Source organism: Caballeronia fortuita (assembly GCF_001544835.2).
GTDB lineage: Bacteria > Pseudomonadota > Gammaproteobacteria > Burkholderiales > Burkholderiaceae > Caballeronia > Caballeronia fortuita.
Genome location: NZ_FCNX02000016.1, coordinates 153,870 through 171,558, shown reverse-complemented (window position 1 = coordinate 171,558; position 17,689 = coordinate 153,870). Strand labels below are relative to the sequence as shown.

The 17,689-nt window shown below is 63.9% G+C and carries 16 protein-coding genes; 5 read left to right on the top strand and 11 right to left on the bottom strand.

Translation table 11 applies throughout. The features are described from left to right. Positions 1 to 62: 62 nt before the first annotated feature. The 3 genes from AWB77_RS27180 to AWB77_RS27170 all read left to right on the top strand — a co-directional run bounded on the left by AWB77_RS27180 (position 63) and on the right by AWB77_RS27170 (position 3,133). A complete protein-coding gene (locus AWB77_RS27180; RefSeq protein WP_061137557.1) occupies positions 63 to 2,000 on the top strand; it encodes a hybrid sensor histidine kinase/response regulator in 1,938 nt (645 codons plus the stop codon). Between the two features lie 156 nt (positions 2,001 to 2,156). Continuing rightward, entirely contained in the window at positions 2,157 to 2,627 is a 471-nt protein-coding gene (locus AWB77_RS27175) for a VOC family protein (protein ID WP_061137556.1), read from the top strand. Positions 2,628 to 2,656: 29 nt separating this feature from the next. Next, the gene (locus AWB77_RS27170) at positions 2,657 to 3,133 is read left to right on the top strand and encodes a VOC family protein (protein ID WP_061137555.1); all 477 of its coding nucleotides are present in this window, start codon (positions 2,657 to 2,659) and stop codon (positions 3,131 to 3,133) included. A gap of 34 nt (positions 3,134 to 3,167) precedes the next feature. Here AWB77_RS27170 and AWB77_RS27165 read toward each other — a convergent pair whose 3' ends face one another. Both AWB77_RS27165 and AWB77_RS27160 read right to left on the bottom strand, forming a co-directional pair. Beyond that, positions 3,168 to 3,983, bottom strand: a complete 816-nt coding sequence (locus AWB77_RS27165; RefSeq protein ID WP_061137554.1) for an ABC transporter permease — start codon at positions 3,981 to 3,983, stop codon at positions 3,168 to 3,170. Then, positions 3,980 to 4,702: an ABC transporter ATP-binding protein gene (locus tag AWB77_RS27160; protein ID WP_061137553.1), complete on the bottom strand. Its 723-nt coding sequence runs from the start codon at positions 4,700 to 4,702 to the stop codon at positions 3,980 to 3,982. The genes AWB77_RS27165 and AWB77_RS27160 overlap by 4 nt, the downstream gene beginning before the upstream one ends. 78 nt (positions 4,703 to 4,780) lie before the next feature. Between AWB77_RS27160 and AWB77_RS27155 the strand changes: the two genes are divergently transcribed. Continuing rightward, on the top strand, positions 4,781 to 7,153 hold the full coding sequence (locus AWB77_RS27155) for an AsmA family protein (protein WP_061137552.1): 2,373 nt from the start codon (positions 4,781 to 4,783) through the stop codon (positions 7,151 to 7,153). A gap of 26 nt (positions 7,154 to 7,179) precedes the next feature. On the opposite strand, the gene AWB77_RS27150 is transcribed toward AWB77_RS27155, so the two are convergent. The 7 genes from AWB77_RS27150 to AWB77_RS27120 form a co-directional block, all read right to left on the bottom strand. Next, positions 7,180 to 9,267 (bottom strand): TonB-dependent receptor family protein, encoded by a 2,088-nt coding sequence (locus AWB77_RS27150; RefSeq protein WP_061137551.1) that lies wholly within the window; start codon positions 9,265 to 9,267, stop codon positions 7,180 to 7,182. A gap of 167 nt (positions 9,268 to 9,434) precedes the next feature. Then, entirely contained in the window at positions 9,435 to 9,836 is a 402-nt protein-coding gene (locus tag AWB77_RS27145) for a DUF2946 domain-containing protein (protein WP_061137550.1), read from the bottom strand. 489 nt (positions 9,837 to 10,325) lie between these two features. After that, entirely contained in the window at positions 10,326 to 10,568 is a 243-nt protein-coding gene (locus AWB77_RS27140) for a DUF2795 domain-containing protein (protein WP_061137549.1), read from the bottom strand. Between the two features lie 38 nt (positions 10,569 to 10,606). After that, positions 10,607 to 10,873: a hypothetical protein gene (locus AWB77_RS27135; RefSeq protein WP_061137548.1), complete on the bottom strand. Its 267-nt coding sequence runs from the start codon at positions 10,871 to 10,873 to the stop codon at positions 10,607 to 10,609. 227 nt (positions 10,874 to 11,100) lie between these two features. Next, on the bottom strand, positions 11,101 to 12,837 hold the full coding sequence (locus tag AWB77_RS27130) for a ClcB-like voltage-gated chloride channel protein (protein WP_061137547.1): 1,737 nt from the start codon (positions 12,835 to 12,837) through the stop codon (positions 11,101 to 11,103). A 156-nt stretch (positions 12,838 to 12,993) separates the two neighbouring features. Further along, positions 12,994 to 13,797: an aldo/keto reductase gene (locus AWB77_RS27125; protein ID WP_061137546.1), complete on the bottom strand. Its 804-nt coding sequence runs from the start codon at positions 13,795 to 13,797 to the stop codon at positions 12,994 to 12,996. A gap of 26 nt (positions 13,798 to 13,823) precedes the next feature. After that, the gene (locus tag AWB77_RS27120) at positions 13,824 to 14,558 is read right to left on the bottom strand and encodes a glutathione S-transferase (RefSeq protein ID WP_061137588.1); all 735 of its coding nucleotides are present in this window, start codon (positions 14,556 to 14,558) and stop codon (positions 13,824 to 13,826) included. A 193-nt stretch (positions 14,559 to 14,751) separates the two neighbouring features. On the opposite strand from AWB77_RS27120, the gene AWB77_RS27115 reads away from it, so the two are divergent. Beyond that, positions 14,752 to 15,993 carry a cystathionine gamma-synthase family protein gene (locus AWB77_RS27115; RefSeq protein ID WP_061137545.1) on the top strand — a complete coding sequence of 414 codons (1,242 nt, stop codon included), beginning with the start codon at positions 14,752 to 14,754 and terminating at the stop codon, positions 15,991 to 15,993. A 21-nt stretch (positions 15,994 to 16,014) separates the two neighbouring features. Here AWB77_RS27115 and AWB77_RS27110 read toward each other — a convergent pair whose 3' ends face one another. Next, positions 16,015 to 16,953, bottom strand: coding sequence for a dimethyl sulfoxide reductase anchor subunit family protein (locus tag AWB77_RS27110; RefSeq protein WP_061137544.1), 939 nt, complete (start codon positions 16,951 to 16,953; stop codon positions 16,015 to 16,017). A 19-nt stretch (positions 16,954 to 16,972) separates the two neighbouring features. Further along, the gene (locus AWB77_RS27105; RefSeq protein WP_061137543.1) at positions 16,973 to 17,689 is read right to left on the bottom strand and encodes a 4Fe-4S dicluster domain-containing protein; all 717 of its coding nucleotides are present in this window, start codon (positions 17,687 to 17,689) and stop codon (positions 16,973 to 16,975) included.

Sequence of the window (17,689 nt, the reverse complement as noted above, 5' to 3'; positions counted from 1 at the left end):
TGCTCACGCAACCGCTCAATCCGCCGCGCCCGCAGGCGCCCTTCGAAGAGGGCGCCTGAATCATGCAGCCTCTGCATCTGCTTCTCGTCGAAGACAACGCACTCGATGCGGAGCTCACGATCGCCCAGCTCGAACGCGCCGATTACGCGGTGGAAGCGTCGATCGTCTATGACTCCGCGGCGTTCATCGCCGAGCTGGAGAAGAAGCGCTTCGACGTGATCCTCGCCGATTTCGTCATGCCGACGTTCTCGGGCATCGAAGCGCTGACCATCGCGAGCGAGCGCTCGCCCGACACGCCGTTCATCTTCGTGTCGGGCCTGCTGGGCGAAGAGCATGCCGTCGACATGCTCAAGCGCGGCGCGACCGATTACGTGCTCAAGCAGCGCCTGCAACGTCTGCCCGCCGTCGTGCGCCGCGCGATGCGCGAGAGCGCCGAACGCGCGCAGCGCATCGCGGTCGAGCGCGCGCTGCGCGAAACGGAGACGCATTTCCGCCTGCTCATCGATGCGCTGAAGGATTACGCCGTCATCACGCTCGATCCCGAGGGGCGCATCCGCACGTGGAACGCGGCGTCCGAGCGCATTCTGGGTTTTCCGGCGCAGGACGTGCTCGGCCAGTCCGCGAACATCTTCTATGCGCAGGAAGATCGCGAGGGCGGCGTGTTCGAAGCGGAACTGGAAACGGCACGGCGCGAAGGCAGCGCAAGCGACGACCGCTGGCTCTGGCGCAAGGACGGCCATTCGTTCTTCGCCTCGGGCGTGACGACGGCGATCCGCAGCGAGCACGACGAGCTGATCGGCTTCTCGAAGATCGTGCGGGACGCGACCGACGCGCACATGGCCGCCGACGCGCTGCGGCTCGCGAAGGATCAGGCCGAATCCGCGAATCGCGCGAAGGACCATTTCCTGGCGGTGCTGTCGCATGAGTTGCGCACGCCGCTCACGCCGATTCTCGCGGCCGTGCGTCTGCTCGAAATGAAGCATTCGCTGCCGCGCGAGGCGCATCCGACGCTCGATCTCATTCGCCGCAATGTCGAACTCGAAGCGCGTCTCATCGACGATCTGCTCGATCTCACGAGCATCGCGCGCGGCAAGCTCTCGCTCAATTTCGCGAGCGTCGCGCTCGATACCTTGCTCACGAGCGCGCTCGACATGTCCGAGGCCGATCTGCGCACCAAGAACCTCACGCTCGAAACGCATTTCGATGCGGCGCGGATCATCGTGCTCGGCGACGCCGCGCGGCTCCAGCAGATCGTCTGGAATCTGATGAAGAACGCGGTGAAGTTCACGCCGGCGGGCGGGCGCATCGACGTGCGCACGTGGAATCCCGATCCGGCGACGATCGCGGTGTCGGTGACGGACAGCGGCATCGGCATCAGCGCGGAAGCGTTGCCGCGCATTTTCTCGGCGTTCGAACAGGCCGACGATTCGATCACGCGCTCGTTCGGCGGCCTCGGACTCGGGCTTGCGATCGCCAGCACGCTCGCGCAGAAGCACGGCGGCACGCTCTCGGCGTATAGCGAAGGGCGCGACGCGGGCGCGCGCTTCACGCTCACGCTGCCGCTCGCGAAACTGCAGCCCGCGCACGAAGACGCGCCGCTCGTGGAAGCCGCGCGCGACGAGCAGGGACGTGCGTTGAAGGTGCTGCTCGTCGAGGACAACGAGCAGACTTCGTCGGCGATGGCCGAAGTGCTCGAAATGCTCGGCCACGAAGTGACGGTCGCGGTGACCGTCGGCGAAGCGCTCGAACGCGCGAAGAGCGGGCCGTTCGATCTGCTGGTGAGCGATATCGGCCTGCCGGACGGCAGCGGGCTCGACATCGCGCGCGCGTGGCAGAACCTGCAGCCCGACAAGCCGTCTGTTGCGATCACCGGTTACGGCATGGACGAGGACATCCGCCGCTGCCGCGATGCGGGCTTTCGCGATCATCTGACCAAGCCCGTCAATTTCTCGCGGCTCGAGGCGCTGATTCAATCGCTCGCGGAGCAGCATTCGAAATAAGCTATTTGCGCGACCGTACGCAAACGCGGGTCGAGAACGCGGCTACAAAAAATTTGACAGCCGCGTGAGGCGCGATGTCGATCGACGGCCGCCCCGTTCGTTGTAGGGTATGAGCTGCGCCGACCCGGCGCGCTTCATTCACTACACGGAGCCGATATGTCCAATTCCGCCGTCAAGCCGATTCCCGAAGGCATGCATTCGCTGACCCCGCATCTCGTGTGCGCGGGCGCGGCCGAAGCCATCGAGTTCTACAAGCGCGCGTTCAACGCCGTCGAACTGGGCCGCATGCCCGGTCCGGACGGCAAGCTCATGCACGCGATGGTGAAGATCGGCGATTCGACGCTGATGCTCGTCGATGAATTTCCGCAGTTCGGCTCGGTCGGTCCGAAGGCGCTGAACGGATCGCCAGTCACCCTTCACCTCTATGTCGAAGACGCCGACGCCACCGTCAAGCAGGCCGAAAGCGCCGGCGCGAAGGTGACGATGCCCGTCGCCGACATGTTCTGGGGCGACCGCTACGGGCGTCTTGAAGACCCGTTCGGTCATCAATGGTCGGTCGCCACGCACAAGCGCGACATGACGCCCGAAGAAATGAAGCAGGCGATGGGACAGCAGCCGTGCGCCTGACGCGCGCAACCAGAAACGGAGACACGCACATGCACAAGATTTCGCCCTGTCTGTGGTTTCAAGGCGGCAACGCCGAAGAGGCCGCGAATTTCTACGTCAGCACGTTCAGGAACGCGCGCATCAAGGACATCATGCGCAGCACGGAGTCGGGGCCGAGCCCGGTCGGCAGCGTCATCGCGGTGATGTTCGAGCTCGAAGGCGAGGACTTCCTAGCGCTGAACGGCAATCCGGAATTCAAGTTCTCGCCCGCGCTTTCGATGTTCATCAAATGCGAAACGCAGGATGAAATCGATCACTACTGGGATGCGCTGCTCGAAGGCGGACAGTCGATGGCGTGCGGCTGGCTCACGGACCGCTTCGGCGTGACGTGGCAGATCGCGCCCACGCGGCTGCTCGGCATGTTGCAGGACCCGGACAAGGCCAAAGCCGATCGCACGATGAAAGCGATGCGCGACATGATCAAGCTCGATCTCCCGGCGCTCGAGCGCGCGTACAAAGGCGACTGAGCGGCGAATGAGCGGCGGATGACTGGCGCATGAGCTACGCGGCGCGTTTGCGTGCCTTTCGTTCGACGAGCTTCGACGCCATGAACCGATGGTCCCGCGAAAACAGCCGCCGATACGTCAGCACGACCGCGCCGACCACGCCGAGCCCCGAGCCCGCCGCGATCAGAAACATGATGACGATCTGATAGCGCACCGCCTGCAAAGGCGACTGCCCGGCGAGCACCTGACCGGTCATCATCCCCGGCAGGCTGACGAGGCCGACCACGGCCATCTGATTCAAAGTCGGGATCATGCCCGCGCGCACGGCTTGGCGCGCGGGCCCCTGCGCCGCTTCCCAGCGCGACGCCCCGAGCGCGAGCGACATCTCGACCGCCCCGCGTCCCGACGTCAGTTCCTCCGTCATGCGCTCGATGCCGAGCGATACACCCGTCAGGCAGTTGCCGAGGATCATGCCGAGGATCGGAATCGCGTATTGCGGCTCGTACCACGGATGGATCCGGATCACGACGAAAAGCCCGAACGCGCCGATCAGCCACGAACTGCCCCAGATCGACACGATGCTGTCCGCGCGCTGTCCGGCATACGTGCGCCGCCCGCGGTCGGACGCGGCGAGTCCGGCGATGACCGTCATCAGCGCCATCAGCGGCAGCACCACATACCAGCGATCGAACGCGAACACCCAGCCGAGCACGTAGCCGATCAGCAGCAGTTGCACGATCGTCCGGATCGCGGCGATGAAGAGCTTGCGCTCCAGCCCGAGATCGAGCGCGACCGACAAAGCGCCGTTCACGACGATCAGCGCGGCCGCAAGCCCGATATCGAAGAGACTGAGATTCTGATAGCCGCTCATTGCGTGTCCTCGCCGAGTACGCCCGCGTTCATCGTCAGGTGACGCGTCGCGACGCGCGCCGCCTGTTCGGGATCGTGCGATACCCAGATGCACGCGCGCGCCGCATCGGCGTCGAACCATGCGGAAACGAGCGCTTCGATCGAACGCGCCGATGCAGGATCGAGCGATGCGGTCGGTTCGTCGAGCAGCAGCACGTCGGGCGCAAGTTGCAGCACGCGCACGAGCGCCGCGATCTGCGCCTCGCCGCCCGACAGATCGCTCGCGAACTTGTCGAGGAAATCCGCGCCGCGTCCGGCGGCCTGCGCGAGTCGCATCGCGATATCGCGATCGAAATGCGTGTCGTGATAACTCTTCAGCGAAAAGGGATAACGCAGATTGTCCTCGACGGTCCCGTCGAGCATCGCGGGCCGTTGCGCGATATACGCGACGCGCCGCCGGTACGCCGGAATCTCCGCTCGCGCGATGCGCTCGCCGCGCCAGCTCACGTAGCCCGCGTCGCACGCATCGAGCAGCGCGAGCGTGCGCAGAAAGACGCTCTTGCCGGAGCCCGAAGGACCGGTGATCGCCGCGCGCTGGCCCGAGCGCAGCGTGAAATCGGCGGGATGCAGGAGCACCGTTCCGCGCACGGCATCGCGGCGCTCGACGCCGTGCGCCGCGACGAGTTCGGTCGATGCCGCATCGGGCAAGGTGCTTGTGGGTATCGTTATTTGAGTGGCCATGAATGACGTCGGACGTGAAACTGGCGGGCACACTATGTGCTGCCGCAATCATAATCAGAAAAAATGGATGGAGCCGTCATGGCGCAGGCCCGAACGACCGGAAAAATTGGAAGGATCGTCGCATGGATTTTTGCTGTTCTGGCGGTTCTGATTGCAATTTTGGTGGTGATCTTCCTGACGTTCGACTGGAACCGGCTGCGGCCCTGGGTGGATGACAAGGTATCGGAAGCGATCGGCCGCCGCTTCGAGATCACGGGCGATCTGAAAGTCGGCTGGCATCGGCCGCCGAACGAAACCGGCTGGAAGCGCTGGGTGCCGTGGCCGCGTTTCTCCGCTGAGAAAATCACCATCGCGAATCCGGACTGGGCGCGCCAGAAAAACTTCGCGACGCTCGACGAGATCGACTTTCAGGTGGCCGTGCTGCCGCTGCTTGCGCACGACATCGTGATTCCGACGATCAATCTCGTGAACCCGTCGATCGATATCGAGCGGCTCAAGGACAATCGCAACAACTGGACCTTCAAATTCAAGCAATCGACCGAGCCTTCTACGTGGAATCTGAAGCTCGGCGACATCTCGCTCGCGAAGGGCACCGTCGACGTACACGATGAAGTCACGAAGGCGGAGATGAATGTCGTCATCGATACGCTCGGGCAGCCCGTGCCGATCGGCGAGGTCATGAAGCAGCAGGAGTCGGCGTCGGCGAAGTCGTCGGCGGAGATGGTCGGCAAGAACGGCGCGGCAAAGCTCAACAAGCAGGCCGATGCAGCGGCGGCGTGCGAAGCGTCGGCGGCATCCGCTGCGTCGGCAGCGGCCGCGGCGAACGCATCGGCGCCGAATCCGGCGAGCACGTCGGCCAATACCAGCATCACGACCAAGGAAGGCCCGAAGCCGCCGGTTCCGCCTTACGCGTTCGGCTGGACCGTGAAGGGCACGTACAACAACGGCAAGGTCTCGGGCAACGGCAAGCTCGGCGGCGTGCTCGCCGTGCAGGACGCGACGCGCCCGTTCCCCGTGCAGGCGGACGTGCGTCTCGGCGATACGCACATCGCGTTCGTCGGCACGGTTACCGATCCGGCGCATCTCGCCGCGCTCGATCTGCGCCTGTGGGTTCAGGCGGTGAGCATGGCGCATCTTTATCCGTTCACGGGCGTCACACTGCCCGAGACGCCGCCGTTCGCAACCGAAGGGCGGCTGACCGGCCAGTTCCGCGAAGACGGCAACGTGTTCCATTACGAGAATTTCACCGGACGCGTGGGCGGCAGCGACATCAACGGATCGCTCGTCTATGCGGGCAAGAAGCCGCGTCCGCTGCTGCAAGGCGAACTCGTGTCTCATCTGCTGCAGTTCAAGGATCTCGCGCCCATCATCGGCGCCGATTCGAACGCGAGCAAGGCAAAGCGCGGCGAGACGGAGAAGCAGCCGTCGTCGAAGGCGCTGCCGACCGAAGAGTTCAAGACCGATCGCTGGAAGGCCATCGACGCCGACGTGAAGTTCACCGCCCAGCGCATCATCAAGGATCCGGATCTGCCGATCACCGATCTATACACGCACGTCATCATGAAGGACGGCGTGCTGTCGTTCGAGCCGCTCAAGTTCGGCGTGGCGGGCGGCTCGCTCGCATCGAACATTCATCTCGATGGCAGCGCCGCGCCGCTCAAGGGCCGCGTATCGGCGCAGGCGCGGCATCTGAAGTTGAAGCAGCTTTTCCCGACCGTGAAGACGATGCAATCCGCGCTCGGCGAGGTCAACGGCGACGCCGCGCTGTCCGCCACCGGCAATTCGCCCGCGGCGCTCGCGGCGACTTCGAACGGCGAGGTCAAGGCGCTCATCACGCAAGGCACCGTCAGCCGTCTGTACATGGAAGCGGCGGGTTTGAACGTGGCGAACGTGGTCTACGAAAAGCTCTTCGGCAAGCGCGACGTGAACATCAACTGCGCGGCGGCGGATTTCGTCGTGACCGATGGCGTGCTCGATTCGCGCGTCTTCGCGCTCGATACCGACGACGCCGTCATCAACGTCGACGGCACCATCAATCTGAAGACCGAGGACATGGACCTCGGCATCCATCCGCATACGAAGGGTCTGCGCATCTTTTCGCTGCGCTCGCCGCTTTACGTGAAGGGCACGTTCAAGGACCCGCACGTCGGCGTGAGCCCGGTGCTCGCGCTGCGCGGCGCGGCCGCCGTGGGCCTCGGGCTCATCAATCCGTTCGCGGCGCTGATTCCGCTCATCGCGCCGAGCAACAACAAGCCGCTGCCTTGCCAGCAGATGCTCGCCGATATCGGCAAGCCGCCGACCGCGCCGCCCGCCGGGCAGAAGCAGAAGGCGAAGGCGGCGCCGGCTTATATGTCGTCCGATGCCGCAGCGAGCGGCGCGGCGAAGGACAAGAGCACGAAGAAGCCGGCGGCGCCGGCGCCGGCCAGCGCCGCGCAGTATCGCGGCAGCTAAGGTGCTGTCGCGGCGCTGACAACGCGTTAGAACGCGTAGCGCATGCCCGCGAAGATGCTGCGTCCTTCGCCCGGATAGAAGATCGCCGTCGACGATGCGGTCCGCGCATCCGCGATCGTGCTGATGTCGCTCACGTAGCGCTTGTTGGTCAGATTGCGCGCGTCGAGAAACACCGAGAGGCCGTTGCGAAAGTCCATCCCCGCCTGCACGCCGAGGAGCGTGTAGCCCGGCACGCGCAACGTGTTGGCGTCGTCGGCCCATGCGCCCGCCGGCACCCAGTCGACCGATGCCGATACGTGAAAGCCGTTCGGCCGCGAATAGCCGAGCATCGCGCGGATCACGTTCACCGGCACGCCCGCGATGCGGTTGTTGCCGTACTGCGGATCGTCCTTGAAGCGGAAGTCGCTCAGGTTCCACACGCCCGAGAGCGTCAGCTTGTCGCCCGCGCCCGCGCGCGTGATGTCGCGCCATACATCGACCGACACGCCCGCCTCGATGCCCTGCAGCACCGTCTTGTTCGCGTTGAACGTCGATGCGGGAATGTCGGGATTCGTCGTGTACTGAAGCAACTGATCGCGCACGAGCGAGCGATACGCGCTCACGTCCCAGCTCACGCGATCGCGCGTGCCGCGTGTGCCGAGTTCCAGCGTCCACGCGTGTTGCGATGCGAGCGGCGTGAATTGCGTCGTGGTCGGAAACGTCTGCGTGAGATCGCCGAAATCCGGCACGTCCTGGCTGCGCGTGATGTCGACATACGCCTGAATCTCGCGGTTCGGTTGCCACATCAGGCCGAGCTTCGGATTCACGCCGCTGAACGTCTGGCTCGCCGACTTGTAGTTCGGATCGGCCGCGAGCCCGCCATGATCGACATACTTGCGCACGTCGCGCAACGCCTTGAAGCCCGCCATCAGCGCGACCGTCGGCAGGAAGAAGAGACGGTCCTCGACATACGCCTCGTAGTTATAGGCGCTTTGCGTCGAATCGAGCGTCTGCGTGCCTTCGTTGCCCGACACGTTGACGTACTGGCGCGCCTGCGTGTTGCCGCCAAAGAAGCGCGCGCCCGCGATGACGTCGTTGCGCATGCCGCTCACGTTGAAGGTCGCGGTATAGCGCGGCGCGAAGCCGTAGGTCCAGCCGTCCTGATCGATGACCTGAAAGATCGGGTGATAGAGACTCTTGTGGATCGCCCACGTGACGATGTCGAGCTGGCCGACATCGAGCTTCACGGTCGTCTTGTTGGCGATGCGTTCGGTGCGCGTGTCGCGCGCCTGGTCGCCTGCAAGCGCGCTCGCGGATGCCTTCGTCGGATTGTTCAACGCATCGCTCAGACTCAAGGTGCCCGGAAGCTGCTGATCGACGATATACGCGCCGAGATAGAAGCGCGTCTCCACATCCGGCGAGAACCGATAGCCGATATTTGCGTTGAACTGCTCGTACTGGCCGCGCTCGTGATCGCGGTAACCGTTCGCATGATTCACCGAGAACGTGCCGATGAAATCGAGCGGGCCCATCACGCGCGAGAACTGCGCGCTGCCTCGTACCGTGCCGAAGCTGCCGCCTTCGAGCCGCAGGATGTTGGGCGCATCGGCGGTGTAGGCGGAGGGCGTGACGAAGTCGATCGCGCCGCCCATCATCGACGATCCGTACGCGAGGCCGTTGCCGCCCTTGTACACATCGACCGATTGCAGCGCGAGCGGATCGATCTGATAGTAGTCGCCGCTGCCGTCGGCGAGATTGGTCGGAATGCCGTCCTGCAGGATCTCCAGTCCGCGCGTGTGATAGCCGCGCGCAAGGCCCGAGCCGCGAATGGACAGGCGCAACTCCTGTCCGTAGCGGTTCTGCACGAATACGCCGGGCACGTTCTTGAGTACGTCGCGCAACGTGAAGGCGTAGGTGTTCTGATAATCGGCGCTGTCGACGAAGCCGACGGAGCCGACCGTCGCATCGAGCGCGCGCTTCTGATTAGCGACGTTCTGCGACGTCAGCGAATGGTCCGCCTGTCCCTGCACGATGACGGCGGGCAGTGTCGCGGGCTCGCTCTGCGCGAACGCGCGTGTCGCGACGAGCGCGGTGATGCCCGTCACGAGGGCGCTTTGCCTGGCGAGCCGCTTCATGGCAGCGTCCTCGCGTGAAGGCGTGCGGGTAAGGGCGACAAAGGGCCGCCACGTGCTGAAAGAGTGAGCATGGTTCTTCTCGAAGTCGTGATGAATGGGCGTGACGCGGCTTTATCGACGCGCGACGCCATCCGATGCCGCGATGGCATCGATGTTTTCGGACGAAATCAGACGAGAACCGGAGGCGCGCGCGGCTGCGCGTGCGTGAAGGGAGAGGCGGGACGCTCGACGCGAAGCAGCTCGACAGCGACGCTGCGCCGCACGGGGACATCGAGCGTTGCGGGGGCGCGTACGTCGGAGATCGCGGGCGCGTGGGCGAAGAAGTGACAGTAGCCGCAAGCCTGATCGTCGAGGTGCGCGAGCGCTTCTGTCGAATGCGTCGAAGGCGTCGAATGATGAGCGCCAGAACGCTCGATCGCCGGCGCATGCGCCGAACACAGCTCGGCGGTCAGTTCCTCGGGCTGCGCGTTTGCCGCGAGCAGTTGCGAGACCATCGGCGCGAACGTGATCAGCAGCATTGCGAGCAATGCCAGCAGTGAACCCGTTCGTCGATGGAAGCGACCGCGCATGAGTACGATGTTTTGCAGATTCCGAGTGCGGGGATTATGCCCGGCTTACTTGGTATTACAAAGCAAAGCGGACATGAATTCCCGGAATCAGCGTCCGGGCATACGGCGGCCGGTTATCCCCAGGAACTGGGGAGCACCCTGTTGAAAACGCACCGAAAAGTCTGCTAAACGATTGACGTTCAAGGGAAAGTCAGGCGCGCTCGACGTTGCATCGGCACGCGCCGACACTTGCATAACTTATCCCCAGCGCACGGGGAAAGGGTTGTGGAAAACCGCTTGGCGACTCATCTAATTTCTTGATTTCGCGCGGAAAACGCCTTGCGGCGCGGATCGCGCCACTTTCTTGATGTCGATGAGCGCCTTCGCCCGATGCCCGACTTATCCACAATTTCTGTGGATAGAAGTGTTGAAAAGGCGCGCGTACCTTCATTAAGTGTTTGATGAACAACGATTTGTACGACCTGACTGCGCGCGTTCGCGCTGCGGCGGTCAGATCGATATGCCGGGGCCGCCGTTGCTGCCGAGCAGTTGCTCTACCGAATCGGCATCGTTGTAGTCCTGTTCCGGCAGTGCGTCGAACACCGTGATGACGTCGTTGGAGACGCCCGCGTCGCGCGCCGCATCGACGATTGCGTCCTTGTTCGCGGGATACTTCACGAGACGGAGAACCTGCGCGATCTCGTCGTTGATCGGCTCATCGTTCAAGGCGTGTTTTGCGTTCGTGTCGGTCATTCCGAGGTCCGTATGAAGTCGGTGAACGAGGAGGGCGCTCAGGTCTGCACCTGGATCGTCTGGCTCGCCATGCCGTGGCTCGGCGCGCGCGACTTCGGCAGCGGAACGTGTCGCCAGCGGGCGTGATCGAGATCCTGCGCCGATATTTCCGGCGCGGGCGGCGAGACGGGCGCGGCGTTCACGCGCAGCGCGGCGCGCGTCGCGGCAACGGCGGCGACGGAGCTATCGGTCGAACTCGTGTGCAGCGGCGCGGCGTAGCACGAGACGGACACCAGAGCCATCGACAACAACGTTGAGGTCTTCATCGGGCAGCCCTCCTCACGTAGGCAGCGAAGAGCATCTAGCAAAGCCTATGCCGATGAATCCCGACGCTAGCCGCCGTGCGCGCGGTCCGTGCGAACCGTTCACGCACGGGCGCGACGAGCGGGCGTCGCGCGAACGTACTTCGAGTGAATTGTGAAGTCGATCCGGCTCGCGCAACGCATATGCGCGCGCATTGGCGCGCGCCGCGAAATTGCACGGCTGCGCAGTTTCAGCGCGAAGCCGGATTCAAACGGAAGTATGCGTCGAGAAGCGACGTTTTGTACACGACGCCAAGCAGGAGCGGCTGCGTCTTTTTTTCGATGACCGGAAGGCGTTCGCCCTGGAACGCGAGGAAGTGCTGAAGCGCTTCGCCGAGCGACATGTCGGGTGTGAGCACGTCGAATTCCGGCTGAAGATAGTCGGCGGCGGTCTTGGATGCGCAGGTCTTGTCGTCGAGCAGATCGGACGTGATGTTCTTCAGCGCGACTACGCCCTGAAAGCGCCCGGCTTCATCGACGACATACAGATACTTCACCGGATATTCGAGGAACACGCGCGTCATGTCCTTGATGTTCGCGGTGAGCGGCACGACGGTATCGGCGGGCTTGACGAGCTCGCGCATCTGCGTCGCGGCGAGACGCAGGCGCTCTTTCTCCTCACGATTGCGGCGCAGCGTGACCTCGTACATCGACGTCTGCTCGGACGTGCGCGCGATGAAGTAGGCGATCACGCACGACACCATCAGCGGCAGCATGACCTGATACGAAAGCGTCATCTCGAAGATCATCAGGATCGCCATGAGCGGCGCGTGCGTGGCGGCGGCGAGAAACGCACCCATGCCGACCATCGCGTATGCGAAGGGCGCGGAGGTGGCGTCCGGCCAGATCGAATGCACGCCGATGCCATAGAGACAGCCGAGCACCGCGCCGACGAAGAGCGTTGGCGTGAAGATGCCGCCGACCGCGCCCGAGCCCGCCGTGGCCGCCGTCGCGATGATCTTGAAGACGAGCACGGTGAGGAGCGCGGTCCACGTCCACGGTTCGTGCAGGAGCGAGTTCACGACTTCGTAGCCGTTGCCCCAGACCTCGGGCCACCGGATCGAAATGATGCCGACGATCAGGCCGCCGAGCGCGAGACGCACTGGCAAGGGCAAGGGCAGCGTGGCGAAGCGCTTTCTCGACGCCGCGAGCAGCCGCAGGAAGTGCGGCGCGAGCACGCCGCAAAGCAGCCCGAGCACGACGAACAACAGCACTTCGATGCCGGTGACGGTCGGAAAGACGGGCATCTCGTACGGCGGCCTGTAGCCGGCGAATTCGCGCATCGTGATGTTGGCGACGACCGACGACACGACGATCGGCCCGAAGCTTTCCATCGCCATCGAGCCGAGCACGAGTTCGGTGACGAAGAACGCGCCCGCGATCGGCGCGTTGTATGCCGACGTGATACCGGCCGCCGCGCCGCACGCGACGAGCAGACGCAGGCGCGGCGGATCGAAGTGGACCCAGCGCCCGATCAGCGACGACACGAGCGCCGCGAGCTGCACCATCGAACCTTCGCGGCCGATCGAGCCGCCGCTCGAAATGGTGATGAGCGAACTGAGACTGCGCCACACGCTCTGCCACACCGGCACGACGCCATCGCCGATGGTGACGGCTTCCATGTAATCGGTGCTCGCGTTCCTGCTCGCACGCTTGCGCGCGATCAGGAGACAAACGCCCGCGATGAGACCGCCCGCCGCCGGCAACAGCACGCGCACCGGCCACGGCAGGCTGCGCGCGAGCGCGACGAGCCCTTCCGAATGATTGCCCAGCAGCCGTTGCAGCATCTCGATGCCTTCGCGAAACACGGATGTGGCGAACGCCCCGGCCACACCGACGACGACCGCCCAGACGAGCATCGTATGCGAGTCCGACAGACGGAAAACGCGTTGGGCGCGTGTGCGGAGCTTGAGCAGGAATGAGAGCACTTTTGCGAAATCGTGGAAAGCTTAGAAGCAAATGGAATAAAGGACTCGCAAGGATAGCATTGCGGCGCGGCGGCGGAACGCGGCAATGCATGCGGAATGGACGAAAAAAAAGCCCGGCGCGCGTTCGGGCCGGGCTCTTTATCGGAAAGGCTGTCGCTACCACTTCGGCGCGAACGGCGGATTCGCGTTGCGCTTGCCTTCGTCGAGCGCGTCGATCTTCGAGATGTCGTCGGCGTCGAGTTCGAGTTTTTGCGCGTCCCAGTTGGCCTTTTGATGCTCCGGATTCGTCGATGCCGACAGCACCACGATATCGCGCGACAGGAGCCAAGCGAAAGTCACCTGCGCGGGCGTCGCGCCGTGCTTCTTCGCGATCGCTTCGAGCGTCGCGTCGGTATGCGCGCGGCCTTCGCCGAGCGGCATGTATGCGGTCACCTTGACGCCGAGCTTCTGCGTCGCATCGACGAGCGCGCGGTTCGCGAGGAACGGGCTCACTTCGATCTGGTTCGTGACGATCTCCTTGCCACCGGGCGCGTTCAGCGCATCTTCGAGCAGCGGCGCGGTGAAATTCGACACGCCGTAATGACGGATGAGGCCGAGCTTCTGCGCTTCCTGCAACGCTGCGATCGTCTCCGCGATAGGCACCGCGCCATCGGGCGACGGCCAGTGCACGAGCGCGAGATCGATCGTGCCGATGTCGAGCTTCGCGTGACTGTCCTTCAGGCTCGCGACGAGGGCATCGCGGGAGAGCCTCTCCCACCAGACTTTGGTCGTCACCCAGATGTCGTCGCGCGCCACGCCCGATTCGCGCACGCCCGCGCCAACGGCCGCCTCGTTGTTGTAGTACTGCGCGGTGTCGATATGCCGGTAACCGGTCTGCAATGCGCTTTTCACGGCGTTCGTGGTCTTCGCGGCGTCGACGCGAAACGTGCCGAGACCGAATGAAGGAATCGTTTCTACCATGCTGGCTCCTGTTGAGTGTCGAGGTATCAAGCGTCCTGATCGAGTTCGGGATAGTGCCTGAAAATGCCCGACTCGTTGAACGGAATGCGTCTGTCCGAATCGACATAGGCGGCGATGTTCGGCCGTTGCAGCACCGCGTCGTGAAGCGCCGCGACACGCGGATACTGCGCGCGGAACCTGCTCATCGCGCGCGGGAAGGCGTAATGCAGGCCATCGACGATCTGAAAGATGGACAGATCGACGTACGTCGCCGTATCGCCGATCGTTTGGGTGTCGCCCTGCGGATTCTGCTTCAGCACGCGCTCGAAGTAGTTCATGAACTTCGGTACGCGCTTCTCCAGAAAATTCTGCGTGCGGATCTTCGCCGCATCCTTCTGATCCTCGTAGTACAGATCGGTTGCGAGCGGATGATGCGTGTCGTGCACTTCCGCGACGAAATCAGCAATCGTCAGTTGCAGGCCATGCGCCACATAGCGCAAGCCTTCGTCCTTCGGCGCGAGTTTCAGTTTCGGCCCGAGATAGAGAAGAATGTTCGCGACGTGCGGCACGATCAGTTCGCCGTCTTTCAGAAACGGCGGTGCGAACGGGATATGCGGCTCGGTCTTGCTGTTCAGGACTTTCATCATCGCGTCCATGCCGTATCCGCTTTTCTTCGATTCGCGCGCGACATCGACATATTCGGCGCCCGCATCTTCGAGCGCGAGCCGCACGAATTCGCCGCGGCCCTGCAATCCGTCCCAGTAGTAGAGTTCGTAAGCCATGAGAAAGGGCTCCTCGTCGGGGCATGCCGCATCGGCGGCAAAAGCGTGAGTGTGCGCGTTTTTCGCTTGCCGTTGAAACGCGCGGACGAGGAAGCGGGCGAGCAACACGCGTTCCTGTTTCGCGTGCGCGCCATGAACGGGCGCGAATCGTGCAAAATCGATGTTTTGCGTTTTCGACGTAAGCGGAGAAGGGATGGACAAGCAAGGTTTCACTACAGGCATCGTTCACGGCGACCGGACCGTGGGCGTCGAGCACGGCGGCGTGCGCCAGGCGATCCACACATCGGTCCAGTACGGATTCGAGCGCGTGGAAGATCTGATCGGCGTCTTCCAGGGCACGAAAAAGGGCGGCTTCAATTACGCGCGCCAGGGCACGCCGACAACGGCCTCGCTCGAACGCAAGATCACGAGCCTCGAAGCGGGCGTCGGCACGATCTGCTTCAGCACCGGCATGGCGGGCATATCGGCCATCTTTCTGACCTTGCTGCGCGCGGGCGACCATCTCGTGTCGAGCCGTTACGTGTTCGGCAACACGAACAGTCTTTTCGGCACGCTGCGCACGCTCGGCATCGAAGTGACGATGGTCGACGCCACGTCCGCCGACAACGTCGCGAACGCGCTCAAGCCGAACACGCGGATGGTGTTCGTCGAGACCATCGCGAATCCGGGCACGCAGATCCCCGATCTCGAAGGCATCGGCGTGCTGTGCGGCGAGCGCGGTCTCGCGTATGTCGTCGACAACACGATCACGTCGCCGGCGCTATTCCAGCCGAAGACGGTCGGCGCGAGCCTCGTCGTCAATTCGCTGACGAAGACGATCGCGGGACACGGCGCGGCGCTCGGTGGCGCGGTGACGGACACGGGACGCTTCGACTGGAGCGCGTATCCGAATATCGCCGATGACTATCGCAAGTCGCCGTCGAAGGAGCAGGGCCTGCTGCAAATCCGCAAGAAGGGGCTGCGCGACATGGGCGCTTCGCTGTCGTCGGAGCAGGCGCATTCGATCGCGATGGGCGCTGAAACGCTGGCGCTGCGCGTCGCACGATGCAGCGAGAATGCGCTCGCGCTCGCGCAGTTTCTGGAGCAGCACGAGGCCGTCGGACGCGTGTTTTATCCGGGGCTTGAGAGCCATCCGCAGTACGGGATCGCGCAGTCTCTGTTCAGGGGCGCGTCGTGGCTGCTGTCGTTCGAACTGCGTAACGCGGATCGCATGATCGATGTCGTCAACGCGCTGCAATTGCCGGTGAAGGCGACAGGATTGGGCGACACGCGCACGCTCATCATTCCCATCGCGCCGACGATCTTCTTCGAAGCCGGCCCCGAAGTGCGCAAGTCGATGGGCATTTCGGACGGTATGTTGCGACTGTCCGCGGGTATCGAGGATACCGACGATCTCATCGCGGATTTCGAGCAGGCGTTGAAGCTTGCGGTGTGAGGGGAGCGCGCGCCTCGTGAACTACGAGGCACGCGCGTAGTAGATATTCTGCGGATGCCGCGCCTCCGCAAAGAAGAACCACCGCTCGGCAACGAGCCCCAGATACTGCGTAAGCGCCGCGAGACAAAAGAGCGCGAAGGACTGCGCGCCGATCCCGATCAGCATCAGCACGAACGGCACCCCGAACGCGCCGGCGAGAAACGTCCACTTGATACGCTCGATCGCTTGCGGCGATCGTCCGTGAAAGAACTCGCGCAGATTGAACGCGCCCGCCGTGAAGCCGCGCGATTTCTGCACGACGTTCGGCCCCTTGATGCCCGTCGCGCTTTGCACTGTCGATTTCGGCCGCAGCTTCGCATTGCGTTTCAACGCGGCGACGCGCGTGGCGCAACCCGCGAGCGTGAGCGTGCACGCGCAGGCAGCAAGACCCGCCGCGAGCGATGGCGCGAGCCAGGCGGCGCACGCGGTCGCGAGCGTGAACCCGGACGCGCAGCCGAGCAGCACGAAGTTGACCATCGTGAGCGGCGTCGCCCATTCCTGCAGGAAGCGCAGGCAAGCGTAGATCATCGCGGTGCAGACGAACAGCGCCGCCGATGCGATCACGCCCACCGCACCGATCGCAAGCGACCACGGCGCGCCGATCCAGTGCGCGAAGCCATACGAAGCGGCGCACGCGAGAAACGCGGGCAGGCACAGGCATTCGCGCGACAGCCACGAGGTGCGCCACATCGCGATCGCGCGCCACGCGCGTTCCGGGTGCCCGAGATGGAAGAACGAAGCGACGAGCCCGAGCGCGCCCAGCACGACCGACAACGCGGCTCCGGCGACGAACAACATCTGCGAGGGCGACGCGATCACACCGAGCTTCGCGAGCGTTTCGATACCGACGAGCGCGATCAGCAAGCCTTGCGCGGCGCCGCTCAATGTCGTGAGAAACACGACGGAAAACGCGGGTTTCATGTTCGAGCTCCGATGAGAGTCAGACGCGCACGGCCATCGATGCGAGATTGAGTTCGCCGTGCGCATCGGATGTATCGGCGTCTTGCGACTGACAGCCGCACGCGCCGCTGCCGCACGCGTTCACGGGACGTCGCGGCAAATAATGATTCGCGGGCTTCGTATCCCATTCGGGCATCAACTGATAGCCGCCGCGCTCCTGAATCGCCTTCGATACGACCGACTCCGGATCGTGGATATCGCCGAAAAGCCGCGCCGATGTCGGACACGCGAGCACGCACGCCGGCTTGCGATCGCGCTCGGGCAGCGCCTCGTTGTAGATGCGATCGGCGCATAGCGTGCACTTCGTCATCTCCTTGCGCTCTTCGTCGAGCTCGCGCGCGCCGTACGGACATGCCCACGCACAGTACTTGCAGCCGATGCACTTGTCGAAATCGACGAGCACGAGGCCGTCTTCCTTGCGCTTGTAGCTCGCGCCGGTCGGACAGACGGGCACGCACGGCGGGTCCTCGCAGTGCAGGCACGACTTCGGAAAGTGGATCGTATCGGCAAGCGGAAATTCGCCCGCTTCATACGTCTGCACGCGATTGAAGAACGTGCCGGACGGATCGGCGTCGTAAGGGCGCTGGTCCGCGAGGCTGCCCGCTTCACCGGACGTGTTCCACTCCTTGCAGCTCGTCACGCAGGCGTGGCAACCAACACAAACGTTCAAATCGATCACGAGGGCCATTTGAGTCAT